Source organism: Paenarthrobacter sp. NPDC089675, from assembly GCF_044749185.1.
In the GTDB taxonomy this organism is placed as follows: Bacteria; Actinomycetota; Actinomycetes; order Actinomycetales; family Micrococcaceae; genus Arthrobacter.
In genome coordinates, this window is record NZ_JBIVHM010000001.1 from 553,471 (window position 1) to 568,850 (window position 15,380).

Here is a 15,380-nt window from a genome sequence, read left to right on the forward strand (position 1 = left end):
ATGACCCGCCACACACTGTCCGTTCTGGTAGAAGACAAGCCCGGCGTGCTGACCCGCGTGGCCAGCCTCTTTGCCCGGCGTGCATTCAACATCAACTCCCTGGCTGTGGGACCCACCGAGGTTCCCGGCATGTCCCGCATGACTGTGGTCGTCGACGCCGACGGCGACTTGATCGAGCAGGTCACCAAGCAGCTCAACAAGTTGGTCAACGTGATCAAGATTGTTGAGCTGACTTCAGAATCTTCCGTACAACGCGACCACATCCTGGTCAAGGTACGTGCGGATGCCGCAACACGTCTGCAGGTTACCCAGGCTGCAGACCTGTTCCGTGCCGCCGTCGTCGATGTGTCTACCGACTCGTTGGTGATAGAGGCAACCGGTACCCCGGAAAAGCTCGCAGCACTGCTTTCAGTGCTTGAGCCGTTCGGCATCCGCGAAATTGTGCAGTCCGGCACCTTGGCCGTTGGACGGGGATCCCGCTCCATGAGTGACAGGGCGCTTCGCTCCGCGTGAGCCATGCCCGCGCGGGCAACGCCCAATACCGCAGCACCACCATCAATATCGAGAAATCCACTCAAGAGGAGTTACGCAAGTGACTGAAATGTTCTACGACGACGACGCAGACCTGTCGATCATCCAGGGTCGCAAGGTTGCCATTGTCGGCTATGGCTCCCAGGGCCACGCCCACGCGCTCAACCTGCGCGATTCCGGCGTCGAGGTTGTCATCGCGCTCAAGGACGGGTCGAAGTCGACCGCCAAGGCACAGGACGCAGGCTTCACGGTCAAGAACGTTGCCGACGCCGCCGAATGGGCCGACGTCATCATGATCCTCGCGCCGGACCAGCACCAGCGTGCGATCTACAACGACTCCATCAAGGACAAGCTGACCGAGGGCAAGGCCCTCGCCTTCGCCCACGGCTTCAACATCCGTTTCGGCTACATCGAGGCTCCGGCCGGTGTCGACGTCATCCTGATCGCTCCGAAGGCACCGGGCCACACCGTGCGCCGCGAATTCGAAGCCGGACGTGGCATCCCGGACATCATCGCCGTCGAGCAGGACGCTTCCGGTTCCGCTTGGGACCTGGCCAAGTCCTACGCCAAGGCAATCGGCGGCACGCGCGCCGGTGTCATCAAGACCACCTTCACCGAAGAGACCGAAACCGACCTGTTCGGTGAGCAGGCGGTTCTCTGCGGCGGCGTTTCCCAGCTGGTCCAGTACGGCTTCGAAACCCTGACCGAGGCCGGCTACCAGCCGCAGATCGCCTACTTCGAGGTTCTTCACGAGCTCAAGCTCATCGTTGACCTCATGTGGGAGGGCGGCATCGCCAAGCAGCGCTGGAGCGTTTCCGACACCGCTGAGTACGGCGACTACGTCTCCGGCCCCCGCGTCATCACCCCCGAGGTGAAGGAAAACATGAAGGCTGTCCTCGCGGACATCCAGAACGGTGCCTTCGCCAAGCGCTTCATCGACGACCAGGACAACGGCGCCGTCGAGTTCAAGGAACTCCGCGCCAAGGCTGAGAAGCACCCGATCGAAGAAGTTGGCCGCGAGCTGCGTTCGCTCTTCTCCTGGCAGCAGCAGGACGAGGACTACGTCGAAGGCTCGGCTGCACGCTGATTTCTTCGATGCAATGCCCGTCCGGCACTTCAGCCGGGCGGGCATTGTCCGTTTCATGCGTCTTTCGATTCCCTTCGAAGGACTGTGAACTTCTTCACAACCGGCGTGTCCGGCCCGTAACATCCCTGAGCGGGCGCCGGAATCGAGGTCCCGATTCGATATTCTGGGCCTGTCCGGCGTCGTGCCCGGGCCCCGCATCCGCTCCTTGTCCAGTACTGTTCCCAAGTTGTCCAAAGTAAGGTGCCACCCGTGTCAGCCACCAAACCCGTCGTCCTCCTCGCCGAGGAACTCTCGCCCGCCACGATCGAGGCGCTGGGCCCGGATTTCGAAATCCGCCAGACCGACGGCGCCGACCGCTCCCAACTGCTGTCCGCCATTGCCGACGTCGATGCCATCCTGGTCCGTTCGGCCACGCAGGTTGACGCCGAAGCCATCGCCGCCGCCAAGAACCTCAAGGTCATTGCCCGAGCAGGCGTAGGGCTGGACAACGTGGACATCAAGTCCGCAACCCAGGCAGGCGTCATGGTGGTCAACGCGCCCACCTCCAACATCGTCTCTGCCGCCGAACTCACCGTGGGGCACATCCTGAGCCTGGCCCGCCATATTCCCCAGGCAAGCTCCGCCCTCAAGAACGGCGAATGGAAGCGTTCCAAGTACACGGGTATTGAACTGTTCGAGAAAAAGATCGGCATCATCGGCCTGGGCCGCATCGGCGCCTTGGTAGCGGCACGCCTCCAAGGCTTCGACACCGAAATCCTGGCGTACGACCCCTACATCACTTCCGCCCGGGCCGCCCAGCTCGGCGTCAAGCTCGTCACGCTCGATGAACTCCTGGAAAATGCGGACTTCATCACCATCCATATGCCCAAGACGCCCGAAACCGTGGGCATGCTGGGCGCCGACGCCTTCCGCAAGATGAAGGAGTCCGCGTACGTCATCAACGTTGCCCGCGGCGGACTGGTGGATGAGGAAGCGCTGTACACCGCGTTGAAGGAAGGCCAGATCGCCGGCGCCGGCGTGGACGTCTTCGTCAAGGAGCCCAGCACCGACCTGCCGTTCTTCGAACTCGACAACGTGGTGGTGACTCCCCACCTTGGCGCCTCCACCGACGAGGCCCAGGAGAAGGCCGGCGTGTCCGTGGCCAAGTCCGTGCGTCTCGCCCTTGCCGGTGAGCTCGTGCCGGACGCCGTCAACGTGGCCGGCGGCGTCATCGCCAGCGACATCCGTCCCGGCATCCCGCTGATCGAAAAGCTTGGGCGAATCTTCACCGCCCTCACCCACGCTTCGCTGACCCAGATCGATGTGGAGGTTGCCGGCGAGATCGCGGCACTTGACGTCAAGGTCCTTGAGCTGGCTGCCCTGAAGGGCGTCTTCGCCGACGTCGTGACCGAGCAGGTTTCCTACGTCAACGCGCCCGTGATCGCCGAGCAGCGCGGCATCAACACGCGCCTGATCACCACTCCTGACGCAGAGGACTACCGCAACGTCCTGACCATCCGAGGAGCCCTCAGCGACGGTTCCCAGATCTCCGTGGCAGGTACCCTCACCGGGCCCAAGCAGGTGGAGAAACTGGTGGGCGTCAACGGCTACGACGTCGAGATTCCGATCAGCGAACACCTGGTTGTGGTGGCCTATGCCGACCGCCCCGGCGTTATCGGCACCATCGGCCACATCCTGGGCATGAACAACATCAACATCGGCGGCATGCAGGTGGCGCGGCAGACTGAGGGGGGCCAGGTCCTGGCCCTCCTGACGATCGACAGCTCCGTCCCGCAGCAGGTCCTGGAAGCAATCAAGGCAGGCATCGGCGCCGACATGGTCCGCGAAGTCGACCTCGAGGACTAGGCGTCATCCTATTAGCTGATTTTGGCGTGCCGGGGACACGCCTCTGACGCGCCGGAGTGGCCGGTCTGCTTACAATGGCTGGGTCCGGAATTCGGACCCGGCAGCAGGCCGGCCACTACTTTTTGCACATACAGCGCGGGATTCCTTTGTGTTTTTGAGGGGTCGCGGCCCATGTGTGCGCGCCCGCAATCAAGGTCTCAGGGAGCCCAATGAACGCCGTCCAAAGGTTCATCAGAAGCCGTGTGCTGCTGCTGACCGCGGCCATTTTGATCGTCGCGATGTGCTTGTCAGTCCTCGTCCAGAGCCAGTCGCAGGCGGCTCTGAACCGGACCGTGGATGAGAACTCGCGCGGTCTCTACGACATCCTGGTCCAGGCCAAGCCTGACCAGGCGAAGGACGGCGGGGGCGGTGCGCTGATCCAGCCGGAGATTGCCAACGGCCAGGGAGGAATCAGCTTCGACCAGCTGGACAAGATCCGCTCCATGGGCCAGACGGCCGTCGCGGCGCCCATCAGCCTGGTTTCCCGGGTTTCGCAGAACCTTGAGGCACCGCGGCTGAACGCCATGGACTACCTCGGCTACAACGCCGGCCTCGCAGGTGCCGTAACCGCCGGTGACCCCTCCGCCATGGACTCCAGCAAGTGGCCCGCCGCAGAATCGGTCCTGTCCGCAACTCCCAAGAAGTACCGGCTTACCGCCACGGCGACGAGCTCCGACGGCGTCAACCAGCAGACCCTGTTCAAGACCAGCGCCGAGGGCACGCTGGGCAAGGGCCGGTTGGTCCAGGAGCAGACCACCGGCGGCAGCAATGTCCGCATCGCCGGACCCGACGGCGAAACCGGCATCAAGTTCCCGGCTCCGGCCTTGGGCTCCGAGCACAACCTGTTCAACCTTTCGGTGGCCCTGCCGTTGGCCCCTGAGGTGACCGAGTCCGTCGTCGCCGTCGACCCGGCCGCCGAAAGGGCGCTTTTGGGTTCCGCCGGAGACTTCCTGGCACCGCTTCAAAAGGCGCCGCCCGCCGATGCCCGCAACGCCGGGGCAATCGGCCGGCACTTCGAAAGTCTCTTCACCACGGGCCTGAGCATGCAGCAACTTGAAGAAGGCCCCGACTTCCTTGGCGTGAAGCTGAAGTACTGGGCCCCGCTGATGACCCAGTACCAGCAGGCCAAGCGCGACGGCCTCCTGACGGACGACTCCCAGGCCATCCCGCTCATCGTCCGCTCGGGCACCTCTCTGGACCTCCAGTACTCCGTCAAGATCGAAGAGATCGACTCCAGCGGCAAGGTGGTCAACGACGTCGGCACCGTGACGCGTTCGCTGGACAAGGACTACCTGCCGTTCGTCTCCAAGTCTCCCTTCGCCCTCGAGTGGCCGGGATCCACCGACCACAGCAAGCTGCTGGGCAGCACAGCCTCCTTCGGCCAGGGCCTTTATGACCCCGCTACCTGGAGCACGGCTTTTGCCGCCGCGCCGAAGTACAAGGACGGCGATGCAGCCGCGAACGGTGCCACGGACAAGACCGCTACGCCGGGGGACTGGGTGACCGTCAACCGCCTTCCGGAGAAGTCTTCGTTCGGCGCGGCTGTGGACCAGACCCAGCGCAAGCCTGTTGATGAGCGCTCCTACCGCGAGGACCTCGCCACCGGAAAGAAGCCTGCCACCCCCATGCCAATGGTCTACGGCACCTTCAACCCGGCTGACGTCCAGGCCGCGGCCGGCGATGTGAACAAGCTCCCGCTCGGTGGCTACGATCCCGCGCCCATGACCCTGGCAAAGGATGCCCAAGGCAAGGATGCCAATAACACCCAGCTCAAGCCTTCCTTGAGCGCCACCGGCCTCGTCAGCCAATCCGCGGGTGCCATCACGGACTACTACGGCCTTGCGGCTGCACGCGGTTACGACTCCAATGCCAACGTCATTGACGCCATCCGGGTCCGTGCCAGCGCCACGGGCAACTGGAAGCAGGCACAGCCGGAAGTTGAGAAACTGGCTACCCAGATCCGGGAACTGGGCCTTGAAGCGACCGTGGTGGCGGGCTCGGCCCGTGAAGATGCCAACATCTTCGTGCCCGGCTACAGCAAGGATGATTCCGGCAAAGAGTCCCCGCTCGGCACCGTCCAGCAGTCGTGGGTACGCCAGGACGCTGCCGACGCCGTTTCCGGATCGCTGACCGGTACCAACGTCACGCTCCTCTTCCTGACCCTGCTCGGCGCCACCCTGCTGACCGGCGCCTCGACCGTCAGCTACATCCGCCAACGCAGGAGCGAAGCGGGAATCCTCCGCGCGATGGGCTGGACCCAGAAGCGCATCAGGTCCTGGGTCCTGGAAGAATTCGCCGTGGGAGCTGCCGCCCTGGCGGCAGCAGGTATCATCCTGAGCCTCCTTAGCTGGAACCTCGCCACCGTGATTGTTTCGGTGACGATGCTGATCATCTACGCCGGTGCTGCCCTCCTCGCGGCCCAGCAGTTGCGCCACCGCGTAGTGGTGGACCAGGAACCGCAGCACGACGATCGCCTCGTGACCGTGGATTCGCCGTTGACATTCGCCAACAGGCAACTCACTACCAACCGGTTCAACTCGATCTCTTTGGCCGTGGCTGTAGGTGTCTTCGGCGCCGCTGTGGGTGCACTGATTGCCCTGCTGATAGATATTCCCCGCGCCGCGGGCGCCAGCGCGCTCAGTGGCCTTGCCGCGGCGAGCGTGGCGCTGCCCAGTGTCATCCTGGCAGTGTTCGGCGTCCTGGTCGGCTTGCTGCTGACATTGGTCACCGGCCGCTTCGAACTGCACGCCAAGCGCGAATACCTTGGCACCTTGCGTGCCATGGGCTGGAACCCTGACATGCTGGGCCAGGTCCGGTTCTTCGAAAACGCCCTGGTGGGCACAGTGGCACTTCCCCTGGGCGTCCTCGGCGCACTGGGACTGGGCCTCCTCCTGGCACCCTATGCTGCCCTGTGGGCCGGGCTGGCTGGTCTGCTGGCCGTAATTTGCTGGATTCCGATTGCAACGAAAGTAGTCAAATGACCGAGACTCCCAACCCCGAGCTGACGGCGACCCCGGAATCCACGGAAGAGTCGCTGCAAACCCGTGCCAACACGATCGTGAAGGCCGCAGACCATGCCACCCCCTTGGAGCTCAGCCGCGTCACCATCCACTACGGTGGCGACAAGGGCGGTGCCGAGGAGGTCGACGTCGTCGATGACTTCAACCTGACCCTCCACGCGGGTGAAATGCACTGCATCGCCGGCCGTAGCGGCTCCGGCAAGACCAGTATCCTGACCGTGAGTGCCGGACTGACGCTGCCGACGTCGGGCAAGGTCTTTTGGGAGGGCCATTCGCTGGAGGCGATGGGCGACGACGAAATCGCCGACCGCCGCCGGGCGCTCATCGGGTACGTCGACCAGGGCGGTGCCTTGATTGACGGCATGAGCGCGCTGGAGAACGTCCTCCTGCCGGCCGTGCCTGATGGTGAGGTGGAACAGCGGACCGAAATGGCCAAGGACCTTTTGGACCTGGTAGGCCTGGGCCGCCGCATGCGTCACCGCCCCGCCCAGCTCTCCGGTGGTGAGCGCCAGCGTGTCGCGATCGCCCGCGCACTGATCCTCGGTACCCGCGTCCTGGTGGTCGATGAGCCCACGGCCAGCCTTGACCGCGCGGCCGCCAACCGCATCATCGGAATCCTGAAGGACACCACCAGCGATGGCATCGCGGTACTCGTGGCGTCACACGACCATGAACTGGTCCGGCTCAGCGATACGCTGACCGAGCTTAACTAGCTTCTCCACACCGAAAATAAAGGTAACTTCTTAGAGTGACGTCTGCAGAGAAATCCCCGTTCTACATCACCACGGCCATCAGCTACCCCAACGGCGTGCCGCACATCGGGCATGCCTATGAGGTCATCGCCACTGATGCCATGGCGCGCTTCAAGCGCCTGGACGGACATGAAGTCTTCTTCATGACGGGTACGGATGAGCACGGACTCAAGATGCAGCAGTCCGCCGAGAAGGAAGGCCTCACGGCGAAGGAACTCGCTGACCGCAATTCGGCCGCCTTCAAGCAGATGAGCCAGGACCTGGGCATCTCCCATGACCGCTTCATCCGTACGACGGACGCTGACCACTATGCGGCCTCGCAGGCCATCTGGAAAAAGATGGAAGCCAATGGCGATATCTACCTTTCCAAGTACGAGGGGTGGTACTCCGTCCGCGACGAGGCCTACTACGTCGAGGACGATACCGTGGTGAAGGAGGACGGCCTCCGCTATTCCAAGGAAACGGACACTCTGGTGACGTGGACGGCGGAGGAGAGCTACTTCTTCCGGCTTTCCGCCTACCAGGAAAAGTTGCTTGCCCTCTACGAGGAGCAGCCGGAGTTCGGCGCCCCGCAGTCCCGTTTCAACGAGGTCATCAGCTTTGTGAAGCGCGGCCTCGAGGACCTCTCGATCAGCCGCACCACCTTTGACTGGGGCGTTCCCGTGCCGGGCGACGAGAAGCACGTCATGTACGTGTGGGTGGACGCGCTTACCAACTACCTCACCGGTGCAGGCTACCCGGACGTCGAGTCGGAGTCCTTCAAGAAGTTCTGGCCAGCCGACGTGCATGTCATCGGCAAGGACATCTCGCGTTTCCACGCCATCTACTGGCCGGCGTTCCTCATGAGTGCAGGGCTCGAATTGCCCAAGCGCGTCATGATCCACGGCTTCCTCACCAACAACGGCGTGAAGATGTCCAAGTCGCTCGGCAACGTGGTGGCTCCGCAGGACTTCGTGGAGCGCTACGGCTTGGACCAGTGCCGTTTCTTCTTCCTGCGCGAGGTTCCGTTCGGTGCGGACGGCAGCTACAACCATGAAGCCATTGTCGGTCGAATGAACTCGGACCTGGCCAACAATTTCGGCAACCTGGCCCAGCGGTCCTTGTCCATGGTGGCCAAGAACTGCGAAGGCAAGGTCCCGGTTCCCGGCGAATTCAGCGCTGAGGACCAGGAATTGCTGGCCAAGGCCGGTTCGTTGCTGGAAACTGCCCGGGGTGCGTTCGAGAAGCAGGAATTCAGCCGTGCCCTCGAGGCCATCTGGACGGTGCTGGGAGATACCAACGCCTACTTCGCCGAGCAGGCTCCATGGGTGTTGCGCAAGACCGACGTCGAGCGCATGAATACGGTCCTGTACGTCACCTTGGAGGTAGTCCGGATCGTGGCGATCCTCGCCCAGCCGGTCATGCCGTCGTCGTCCGCCAAGCTGCTTGAGGTCCTTGGCCAGCCGGAAGGCGAGGCCCGCCAGTTTGCTGCCATCGCCACGCCGATTGTGCCCGGCACGGAGCTTCCCGCTCCTGTTCCCGTGTTCCCGCGCTACGAGGAACCTGCCGAACCCTCTCTCACCTGACGCCCCGAAACGGCGAACGCTCTCTCACCTCCTTCCGGTCAAACCGGGGAAGGTGAGAGAGCGTTTCGGTTTAAGGGGTGTTAGGTGAGAGAGCGTCAGGCGGTAGCGAGGCCCTCCACGGGTGACAACCGAGCCGCGCGTCGGGCCGGGAGCACCGACGCCAGCAACCCGGCCACCACGGCAACACCGAACACAGCCGCAAGTTGGAGCCACGGAACCGACGGAACGACGTCGGCCATGCCGCCCAGCGTCGCCTGGGCGCCGAGCCAGCCGTAGACAATACCCATCCCGGAGCCGAGGAGAGCCGCCACTCCGGCGACCAGCACGGCCTCGATCGCGAGCATCCCGCGGAGTTGCCCCGTGGTCAGACCCAAGGCCCGGAGGAGCGAGTTTTCGCGTGTCCGTTCCATGACGGACAGGGACAGGGTGTTGGCCACGCCGATCAGAGCGATGACCACAGCGATCCCGAGCAAGCCTGTCACCACCAGGAGCAGGACGTCGATGATGCTGTTGAACGTGGCCCGCTCAATGGCCGAGCCGCTCACCGTGCGCTCCGGCACTCCCAGGATTGACGCGACTTCCTTCTGCAGTGCCTGCACCTGCTCGCCGGATACCGAGTCGTCCAACTTCACCCAAACCATGGAGGGTGCCCCGGCCAAAGCCCCGCCGGGGATGGCGGATTTCTCCACGAAGGGCGGCACGTGCCGGGTCCTCAGGACCTTGGCATCGAGCGAGGTGGTACCTGCGGTTGTGGTGATGTTCGCCTTGCCCGGTGTCGAATCCTCCGGAAGGTAGACCATTCCCGCAGCCGGTTGCAGCTTGGCGTCCCGCAGCACGGAGGACGCTTCCGTTCCGTCGATTGCGTAGACGGTGCCGCCGCCGTCGGGCGTGGCTGAATCGGCGAGCCGGCCGACGGGTTGCAGCAGCACTGCAGCGCTCACACCGTCCAAGGACGCGAGGCGGCTTACGGCGTCCGTGACGCCGGGACCGTCCGTTTGCGTCGCCAGGTCTATGGGGTAGGTTTCCGAGAGCGTGCTGTTGAAGGCCTGGCGTGCCGTGGAAGCTCCGGTCATCATCAGGGAAACCAAGGTGACACCGATCAAGAGTGCCGCAGCAGTCGCCGAGGTCCGGGCCGGGTTACGCGTGGCGTTGACGGCCGCGAGCATTCCGGGCACCCCCGCGGGCGCAGCCAGGCGCCCGGCCCAAGCTACCACCGTGGGGATGAAGAGGGTGGAACAGAGCAGGATGCCGACGAAGGACACAGCCCCACCCAGCAACGCCACCGGCAGGGACACCTTGACGCTGCCGAAGACCAGCAAAGCCGTTCCGCCGAGCAGGGCCGCCACGCCCAACGCGAGGCGGACCTTTCCGCGTCGGTTCTTGACGGTCGCTTCGTCCGCGGGGCGGAGGGCCGCGAGGGGAGCGACGGCGGTGGCCGCCTTTGCGGGCACCAACGCCGCGACGACGGTCAGCAACGTTCCGGCCAGCAGCCCGGCGATGATGGCCGACGGCGGCACAGCCAGCGTGGCGAACGACTGTTCGGGTTGGGTCCTGGCCCAGGCGACAAGCCCCGACATGAGCCCGATGGCTGCCACAACACCGAGCGCTGAAGCTGCCAGTCCCACAACGAGCGCCTCGACCATCACCGAAGCCCTGATTTGTGATCGGCCTGCCCCCAGGCAACGCAGCAAGGCAAGTTCCCTGGTGCGCTGTGCGATGAGGACGGAGAACGTGTTTGCCACAACCAGTGTTGACACGAGGACGGCGACGCCCGCGAAGGCAAGCAGGACGATGGTCAGCTGGTCCTGGCCGGCGCTCAGCATCGCAACGGTGGAGGTGACCTTTTCCTGTGCCGTTTCCAGCACGGGTGTGTCGGCTCCAGCGGCCTCCATCCGGCGCGCGATGTAGTCCTTGGCGGCCGCTGTGTCTTCGCCGGGCTTGAGCGTGAACTGCATTCCGCTGTAGCCGGCTCCACTGTCCTGTACCGCATTGAGTACCGCCGTGCCGGCGATAATTTGGGCGGCGGAAGCGGAGAAGGGATCGTTGGTGGATTGCACCAGGCCGGAGATGGTCACTTTGGCGTTCTTGACCGGCCCGCCACCGTGCAGCTCAAGCGTGCTGCCGGGAGTGAGGCCCAGATGCTTGGCCGTCTTGATGTCGATGACGGCATCATAGGGATTGGCGGGCATCGAACCCGAGGACAAGACGGCGCTTTCCAGCGCAGCGGGTGCGGTGTTCCGCAGGCGACCATGCTGTTCGCCGCCCCCGGCCGCGAAGGTCACATACGTGGAACGCTCCGGATAACTCTCCTCCACGGCGGGCGAAGAAGCGGCAGCATCCACGGCTGCCTGGCTGAAAGGCTCCCCGTTCCTGGACGTGGCAACGAGGTCGGCATGGCGATAGGCCTCGCCGATGCTCGCACCCAGCGAGGCATTGGTGCTAGCACCGACCATGAGCGTGGCGGACAGGAACATGACGGACAGCATCACGGCCAGGCCGATTGCCACGAAACGGCGGTAATGGGTGGTTAGTTGGGACCAGGCGACGCGCAGCATGCTTAGGCTCCCAGCTTGCCAAGGGCAGCCAGCACAGCCTCGGCCGTGGGCTGGTGGATCTCGCCCACGAGGCCACCATCGCTCATCAGCACCACCCGGTCCGCGTAGCTTGCGGCCACTGGATCATGGGTCACCATAATGATGCTCTGCCCCATTTCCTGGCTGCTCCGGCGCAACAGGGCGAGGACTTCGCCGCCGGCTTTCGAATCCAGGTTGCCCGTGGGCTCGTCACCGAACACGACGTCGGGGCGCGTCAACAGGGCACGGGCAACGGCAACGCGCTGCTGCTGGCCACCGGACAACTCGTGGGGGCGGTGCTTCAATCTGTCCTTCAACCCAAGGGTGTTGACCACCGTCGCCAGCCATCCGGCGTCGGGCGCTGTTCCGGCCAGGGCCAGCGGAAGGGTGATGTTTTGCTCCGCCGTCAGCGTGGGCACCAGGTTGAAGGCCTGGAACACGAAGCCGATCCGTTCGCGCCTCAGTGCCGTCAATTCACGGTCGTTGAGTCCGGTAAGTTCGGTGCCCCCGAGCAGGATCCGCCCACTGTCCGCCGTGTCCAGTCCGGCCAGGCAGTGCATGAGCGTGGACTTGCCCGAGCCGGACGGTCCCATGATGGCGGTGAACTTCCCGGCGTCGAATCGGACCGACACGTTGTCCAGTGCCGTGACGCCGGTATCGGCCCGGCCGTAGCGCTTGGTCAGGGCAAAGGCCTCGACGGCGGCAGGTCCCTGGGCGGCCGCTGTGTGGATCGGCCGTTCCGGAATAGATGGGTGAGGGGCGGACGTGAAAGTTGTCATGCTTCCACGCTATTTTCCGGGGGCAGGGCAGTGGATCGCCCCGGAGGCCCATTCCGTCGGCTGCGGAGTCATACCTGGGTCTGACCGTCAGGCGCCGGGAGGATTACATCCCCGGCGAAACCGCTCCGGTTTCATAGGCGATTACCACAATCTGCACGCGGTCACGTGCACCCAGCTTGGCGAGGATGTGCCCGACGTGTGTCTTGACCGTTGCCTCGGAGAGGAACAGTCCGGCAGCTATCTCGGGGTTGGAACGGCCCTGGGCGATCAGGAGGAAGACCTCGTGCTCACGGGCCGTGAGGGATTCCACGGCGGCTGCGTGCTCGCTCCGCTCTGCCGTGGGTTCCCGGAGCAAAGGAGCCACGTGGTCCAGCAGGCGGCGTGTGGTGGAGGGTGCTATGACTGCGTCGCCGCGGTAGACGGTGCGGATCGCCTCAAGAAGCTCCTCGGGAGGGGCATCCTTGAGCAGGAAGCCGCTCGCGCCCGCGCGGATGGCTGCCAGGGCATATTCGTCGAGATCGAAAGTGGTCAGGACCACGATCTTGATCTCGGCACGTTGGGACCCGGGTGGCTGGGCCGCGGCCTGCTCCAGGATCCGCCGGGTAGCCTCGATGCCGTCCATGCCCGGCATGCGGACATCCATCAGGACCACGTCGGCAGTGGTGGCGCTGAGGGCCTGCACTGCCTCTATGCCGTTCCCTGCTTCAGCCACTACCTCAAGATCGGGCTGGGAGTTGATGAGCATGCCGAAGCCCGAGCGGACCAGTTGTTGGTCGTCGACGAGGGCAACCCTGATGGGTTGGTGTGCTTCCGGCATGGTTCAGGCCTCCGAATAGGGAATGAATGCGGACACAAGGAATCCGCCACCCTGTTCGGGGCCCGCGGACAAGGAACCATCGTAGAGGGAAATGCGTTCAGCCATGCCCCTTAGCCCGTTGCCCCCTTCGGCAGCCGGAGGGTCCGCGGCAGCACCGCGCCCGTCGTCGGCGATGTCCAGTTGCAGTCCGCGGCTTTGCCATGACAGCACCACGCGTGCAGTGGCCTTGGGCCCGCCATGCTTGATGACGTTGGTGAGGGCTTCCTGGATAGTGCGGTACGCGGTCAGTTCCGCCCCGGCTGGGAGGGCCCGGCGCGGCGTTCCCCGCTGTTCGAAAGAAAGCTGCAGGCTTGCGGCCCGGAATCCGAGGAGGAGTTCGTCCAGGTCGGACAACCGTGGTTGAGGCCGGGTAGAGGAGTCATCGTCAGAGCGCAGCACTCCCAGCAGCCTTCGCATTTCGCTGAGCGAGTCGCGGCCCGTTGCGGCGATGGTGGCGAGGGTCTCGATAGCGAGCTCGGGCTTGGTGGCCGCAGCGTACCGGGCACCGTCGGCCTGGGTGATGATGACGGATAGGGAATGGGCCACGATGTCGTGCATCTCGCGGGCGATGTGCGAGCGTTCGTCGGCGGCCGCCAGCTGCCGCTCCTGCTGCTGCTCGATTTCCAGGCGTCGGGTCCGGTCTTCGAGGGCCCGGAGCTGGAGCCGCCTCACCCGGGTGAGATCGCCCAGCGTCCAGCTGACCAAAACCAGCATCCAGATGAGGACTGTATAAAGGGCGCCGATAGTGAGGCCAAGAATCCCGGATTCCGCAGAACCGGAGTACTCCCGCGTGGTAAGCATGACCCCGCCGAGGAGCCCGAGCAGCAATACGGTTCGACTCGCCCAGGCAGGTCCGTAGGCCGCCGTCGCATAGATGATGAGCGGTACGGCAATTTGGCCGGCTACTGGTTCGGCTCCTGCCGCCCACTGGACAAGGCAGACCAAAACCACGACGCCGGCCGCCGCCACGGGCCGCGTCCGTCGCCAGGCGAGGGGCAAAAGCAGGCCGCACGAGAGGAAAAAGAGGAACGGCCTTCCGGCGAGCAGGTACACAGGCCCGAAGAGGAGCAGCAGGATGATGGTTGCCGCCAGATCCACCTTGAAGCGGTTGATCCGGAACCATTCGTAGAGCGCGTGCCTTCTATCCACGCTAAGACTCTATGGTGCCGGTCGGGCCACGGACATCATGCCGTGGTTGGAGATTCTCGGCGAGTGTTCAACAAGTGAGACGATTTTGACCAGCATGTGGATTCTGCGGCTAGATGGTCATATGAGCGCATCGTCCATCAATCTCGCTGTCATCCCCGGTGACGGCATTGGCCCCGAGGTCATTGCCGAAGCTGTCAAGGTCCTCGAAAAGGCTGTCGCCGCCGAAGGTGTCACCCTTGAGCAGACCCACTACAAGCTTGGCGCGCAGCACTGGCTTGAGACCGGCGAGACCCTACCGGACGAGGTCCTTGAGGACCTGCGCACCCGCGATGCCATTCTCTTCGGTGCCGTTGGCGCCGCCCCCGGCGATACCCGGATCCCTTCCGGAATCATCGAACGCGAAATGCTCCTCAAGCTCCGCTTCAGCCTGGACCACTACGTCAACCTGCGCCCGTCCCGACTCTACGGAACCGTCGGCAGCCCCTTGGCCAATCCGGGGGAGATCGACTTCATCGTGGTCCGCGAAGGAACCGAGGGGCCGTACGTGGGCAACGGCGGCACCTTGCGCGGTGGAACCCCCCACGAAGTTGCCACGGAGGTCTCCCTCAACACCGCCCACGGTGTGGAGCGCGTCGTCCGCGATGCCTTCCGACGGGCCAACGAGCGTCCCCGGAAGCACGTCACCCTGGTGCACAAGCACAACGTCCTGGTCTTTGCCGGGCACTTGTGGAAGCGCACGGTCGAAGCGGTGGCCAAGGAATTTCCCGAGGTCACCCACGACTACCTGCACATCGACGCGGCCACGATCTTCCTGGTCACGGACCCGTCCCGCTTCGATGTCATCGTCACCGACAACCTGTTCGGCGACATCCTGACCGACCTCGCTGCTGCCGTGACCGGCGGGATCGGCCTGGCCGCATCAGGAAACATCAACATGGACCGCACCTCACCGTCCATGTTCGAACCCGTCCATGGCTCCGCGCCGGACATCGCAGGCCAGCAGAAGGCGGACCCCACTGCTGCGATCCTGTCTGCAGTGCTGTTGCTGGACCACCTTGGCTACACCTCGGCGGCCCGCAAGATCGAAGCGGCAGTAATTGCCGACGTCGAAAGCCGCACCGGCGAACCGCGCAGCACCGCTGCAATCGGTGACGCCATTGCGGCCGCACTTTAGGCCCAATACT

General features: G+C 64.3%; 11 protein-coding genes. 7 read left to right on the forward strand and 4 right to left on the reverse strand.

Translation table 11 applies throughout. The features are described 5' to 3' along the window. The 6 genes from ilvN (at nt 1) to metG (ending at nt 8,839) form a co-directional block, all read left to right on the forward strand. Nucleotides 1-513 (forward strand): acetolactate synthase small subunit, encoded by a 513-nt coding sequence (gene ilvN, locus ACIPY2_RS02625; RefSeq protein WP_021470923.1) that lies wholly within the window; start codon nt 1-3, stop codon nt 511-513. Between the two features lie 79 nt (nt 514-592). Then, nucleotides 593-1,618 carry a ketol-acid reductoisomerase gene (gene ilvC, locus ACIPY2_RS02630; protein WP_400264818.1) on the forward strand — a complete coding sequence of 342 codons (1,026 nt, stop codon included), beginning with the start codon at nt 593-595 and terminating at the stop codon, nt 1,616-1,618. A 249-nt stretch (nt 1,619-1,867) separates the two neighbouring features. Next, nucleotides 1,868-3,463 (forward strand): phosphoglycerate dehydrogenase, encoded by a 1,596-nt coding sequence (gene serA, locus ACIPY2_RS02635; protein ID WP_400264819.1) that lies wholly within the window; start codon nt 1,868-1,870, stop codon nt 3,461-3,463. Between the two features lie 209 nt (nt 3,464-3,672). Further along, nucleotides 3,673-6,483, forward strand: coding sequence for an FtsX-like permease family protein (locus tag ACIPY2_RS02640; RefSeq protein ID WP_400264820.1), 2,811 nt, complete (start codon nt 3,673-3,675; stop codon nt 6,481-6,483). Next, complete coding sequence (locus ACIPY2_RS02645; RefSeq protein ID WP_347107745.1) at nt 6,480-7,235, forward strand: ATP-binding cassette domain-containing protein; 756 nt, start codon at nt 6,480-6,482, stop codon at nt 7,233-7,235. Before ACIPY2_RS02640 ends, ACIPY2_RS02645 begins: the two co-directional genes overlap by 4 nt. 35 nt (nt 7,236-7,270) lie before the next feature. Next, a complete protein-coding gene (metG, locus tag ACIPY2_RS02650) occupies nt 7,271-8,839 on the forward strand; it encodes a methionine--tRNA ligase (RefSeq protein WP_400264821.1) in 1,569 nt (522 codons plus the stop codon). A gap of 95 nt (nt 8,840-8,934) precedes the next feature. Here metG and ACIPY2_RS02655 read toward each other — a convergent pair whose 3' ends face one another. The 4 genes from ACIPY2_RS02655 to ACIPY2_RS02670 form a co-directional block, all read right to left on the reverse strand. Continuing rightward, nucleotides 8,935-11,394, reverse strand: coding sequence for an ABC transporter permease (locus ACIPY2_RS02655; protein ID WP_400264822.1), 2,460 nt, complete (start codon nt 11,392-11,394; stop codon nt 8,935-8,937). Nucleotides 11,395-11,396: 2 nt separating this feature from the next. Further along, nucleotides 11,397-12,191, reverse strand: a complete 795-nt coding sequence (locus ACIPY2_RS02660; protein WP_400264823.1) for an ABC transporter ATP-binding protein — start codon at nt 12,189-12,191, stop codon at nt 11,397-11,399. Between the two features lie 103 nt (nt 12,192-12,294). Next, entirely contained in the window at nt 12,295-13,008 is a 714-nt protein-coding gene (locus ACIPY2_RS02665) for a response regulator (RefSeq protein ID WP_400264824.1), read from the reverse strand. Nucleotides 13,009-13,011: 3 nt separating this feature from the next. Then, a complete protein-coding gene (locus ACIPY2_RS02670) occupies nt 13,012-14,196 on the reverse strand; it encodes a sensor histidine kinase (protein WP_400264825.1) in 1,185 nt (394 codons plus the stop codon). A 121-nt stretch (nt 14,197-14,317) separates the two neighbouring features. Between ACIPY2_RS02670 and ACIPY2_RS02675 the strand changes: the two genes are divergently transcribed. Then, nucleotides 14,318-15,370 carry a 3-isopropylmalate dehydrogenase gene (locus tag ACIPY2_RS02675; RefSeq protein ID WP_400264826.1) on the forward strand — a complete coding sequence of 351 codons (1,053 nt, stop codon included), beginning with the start codon at nt 14,318-14,320 and terminating at the stop codon, nt 15,368-15,370. The last annotated feature ends 10 nt before the right edge of the window (nt 15,371-15,380 follow it).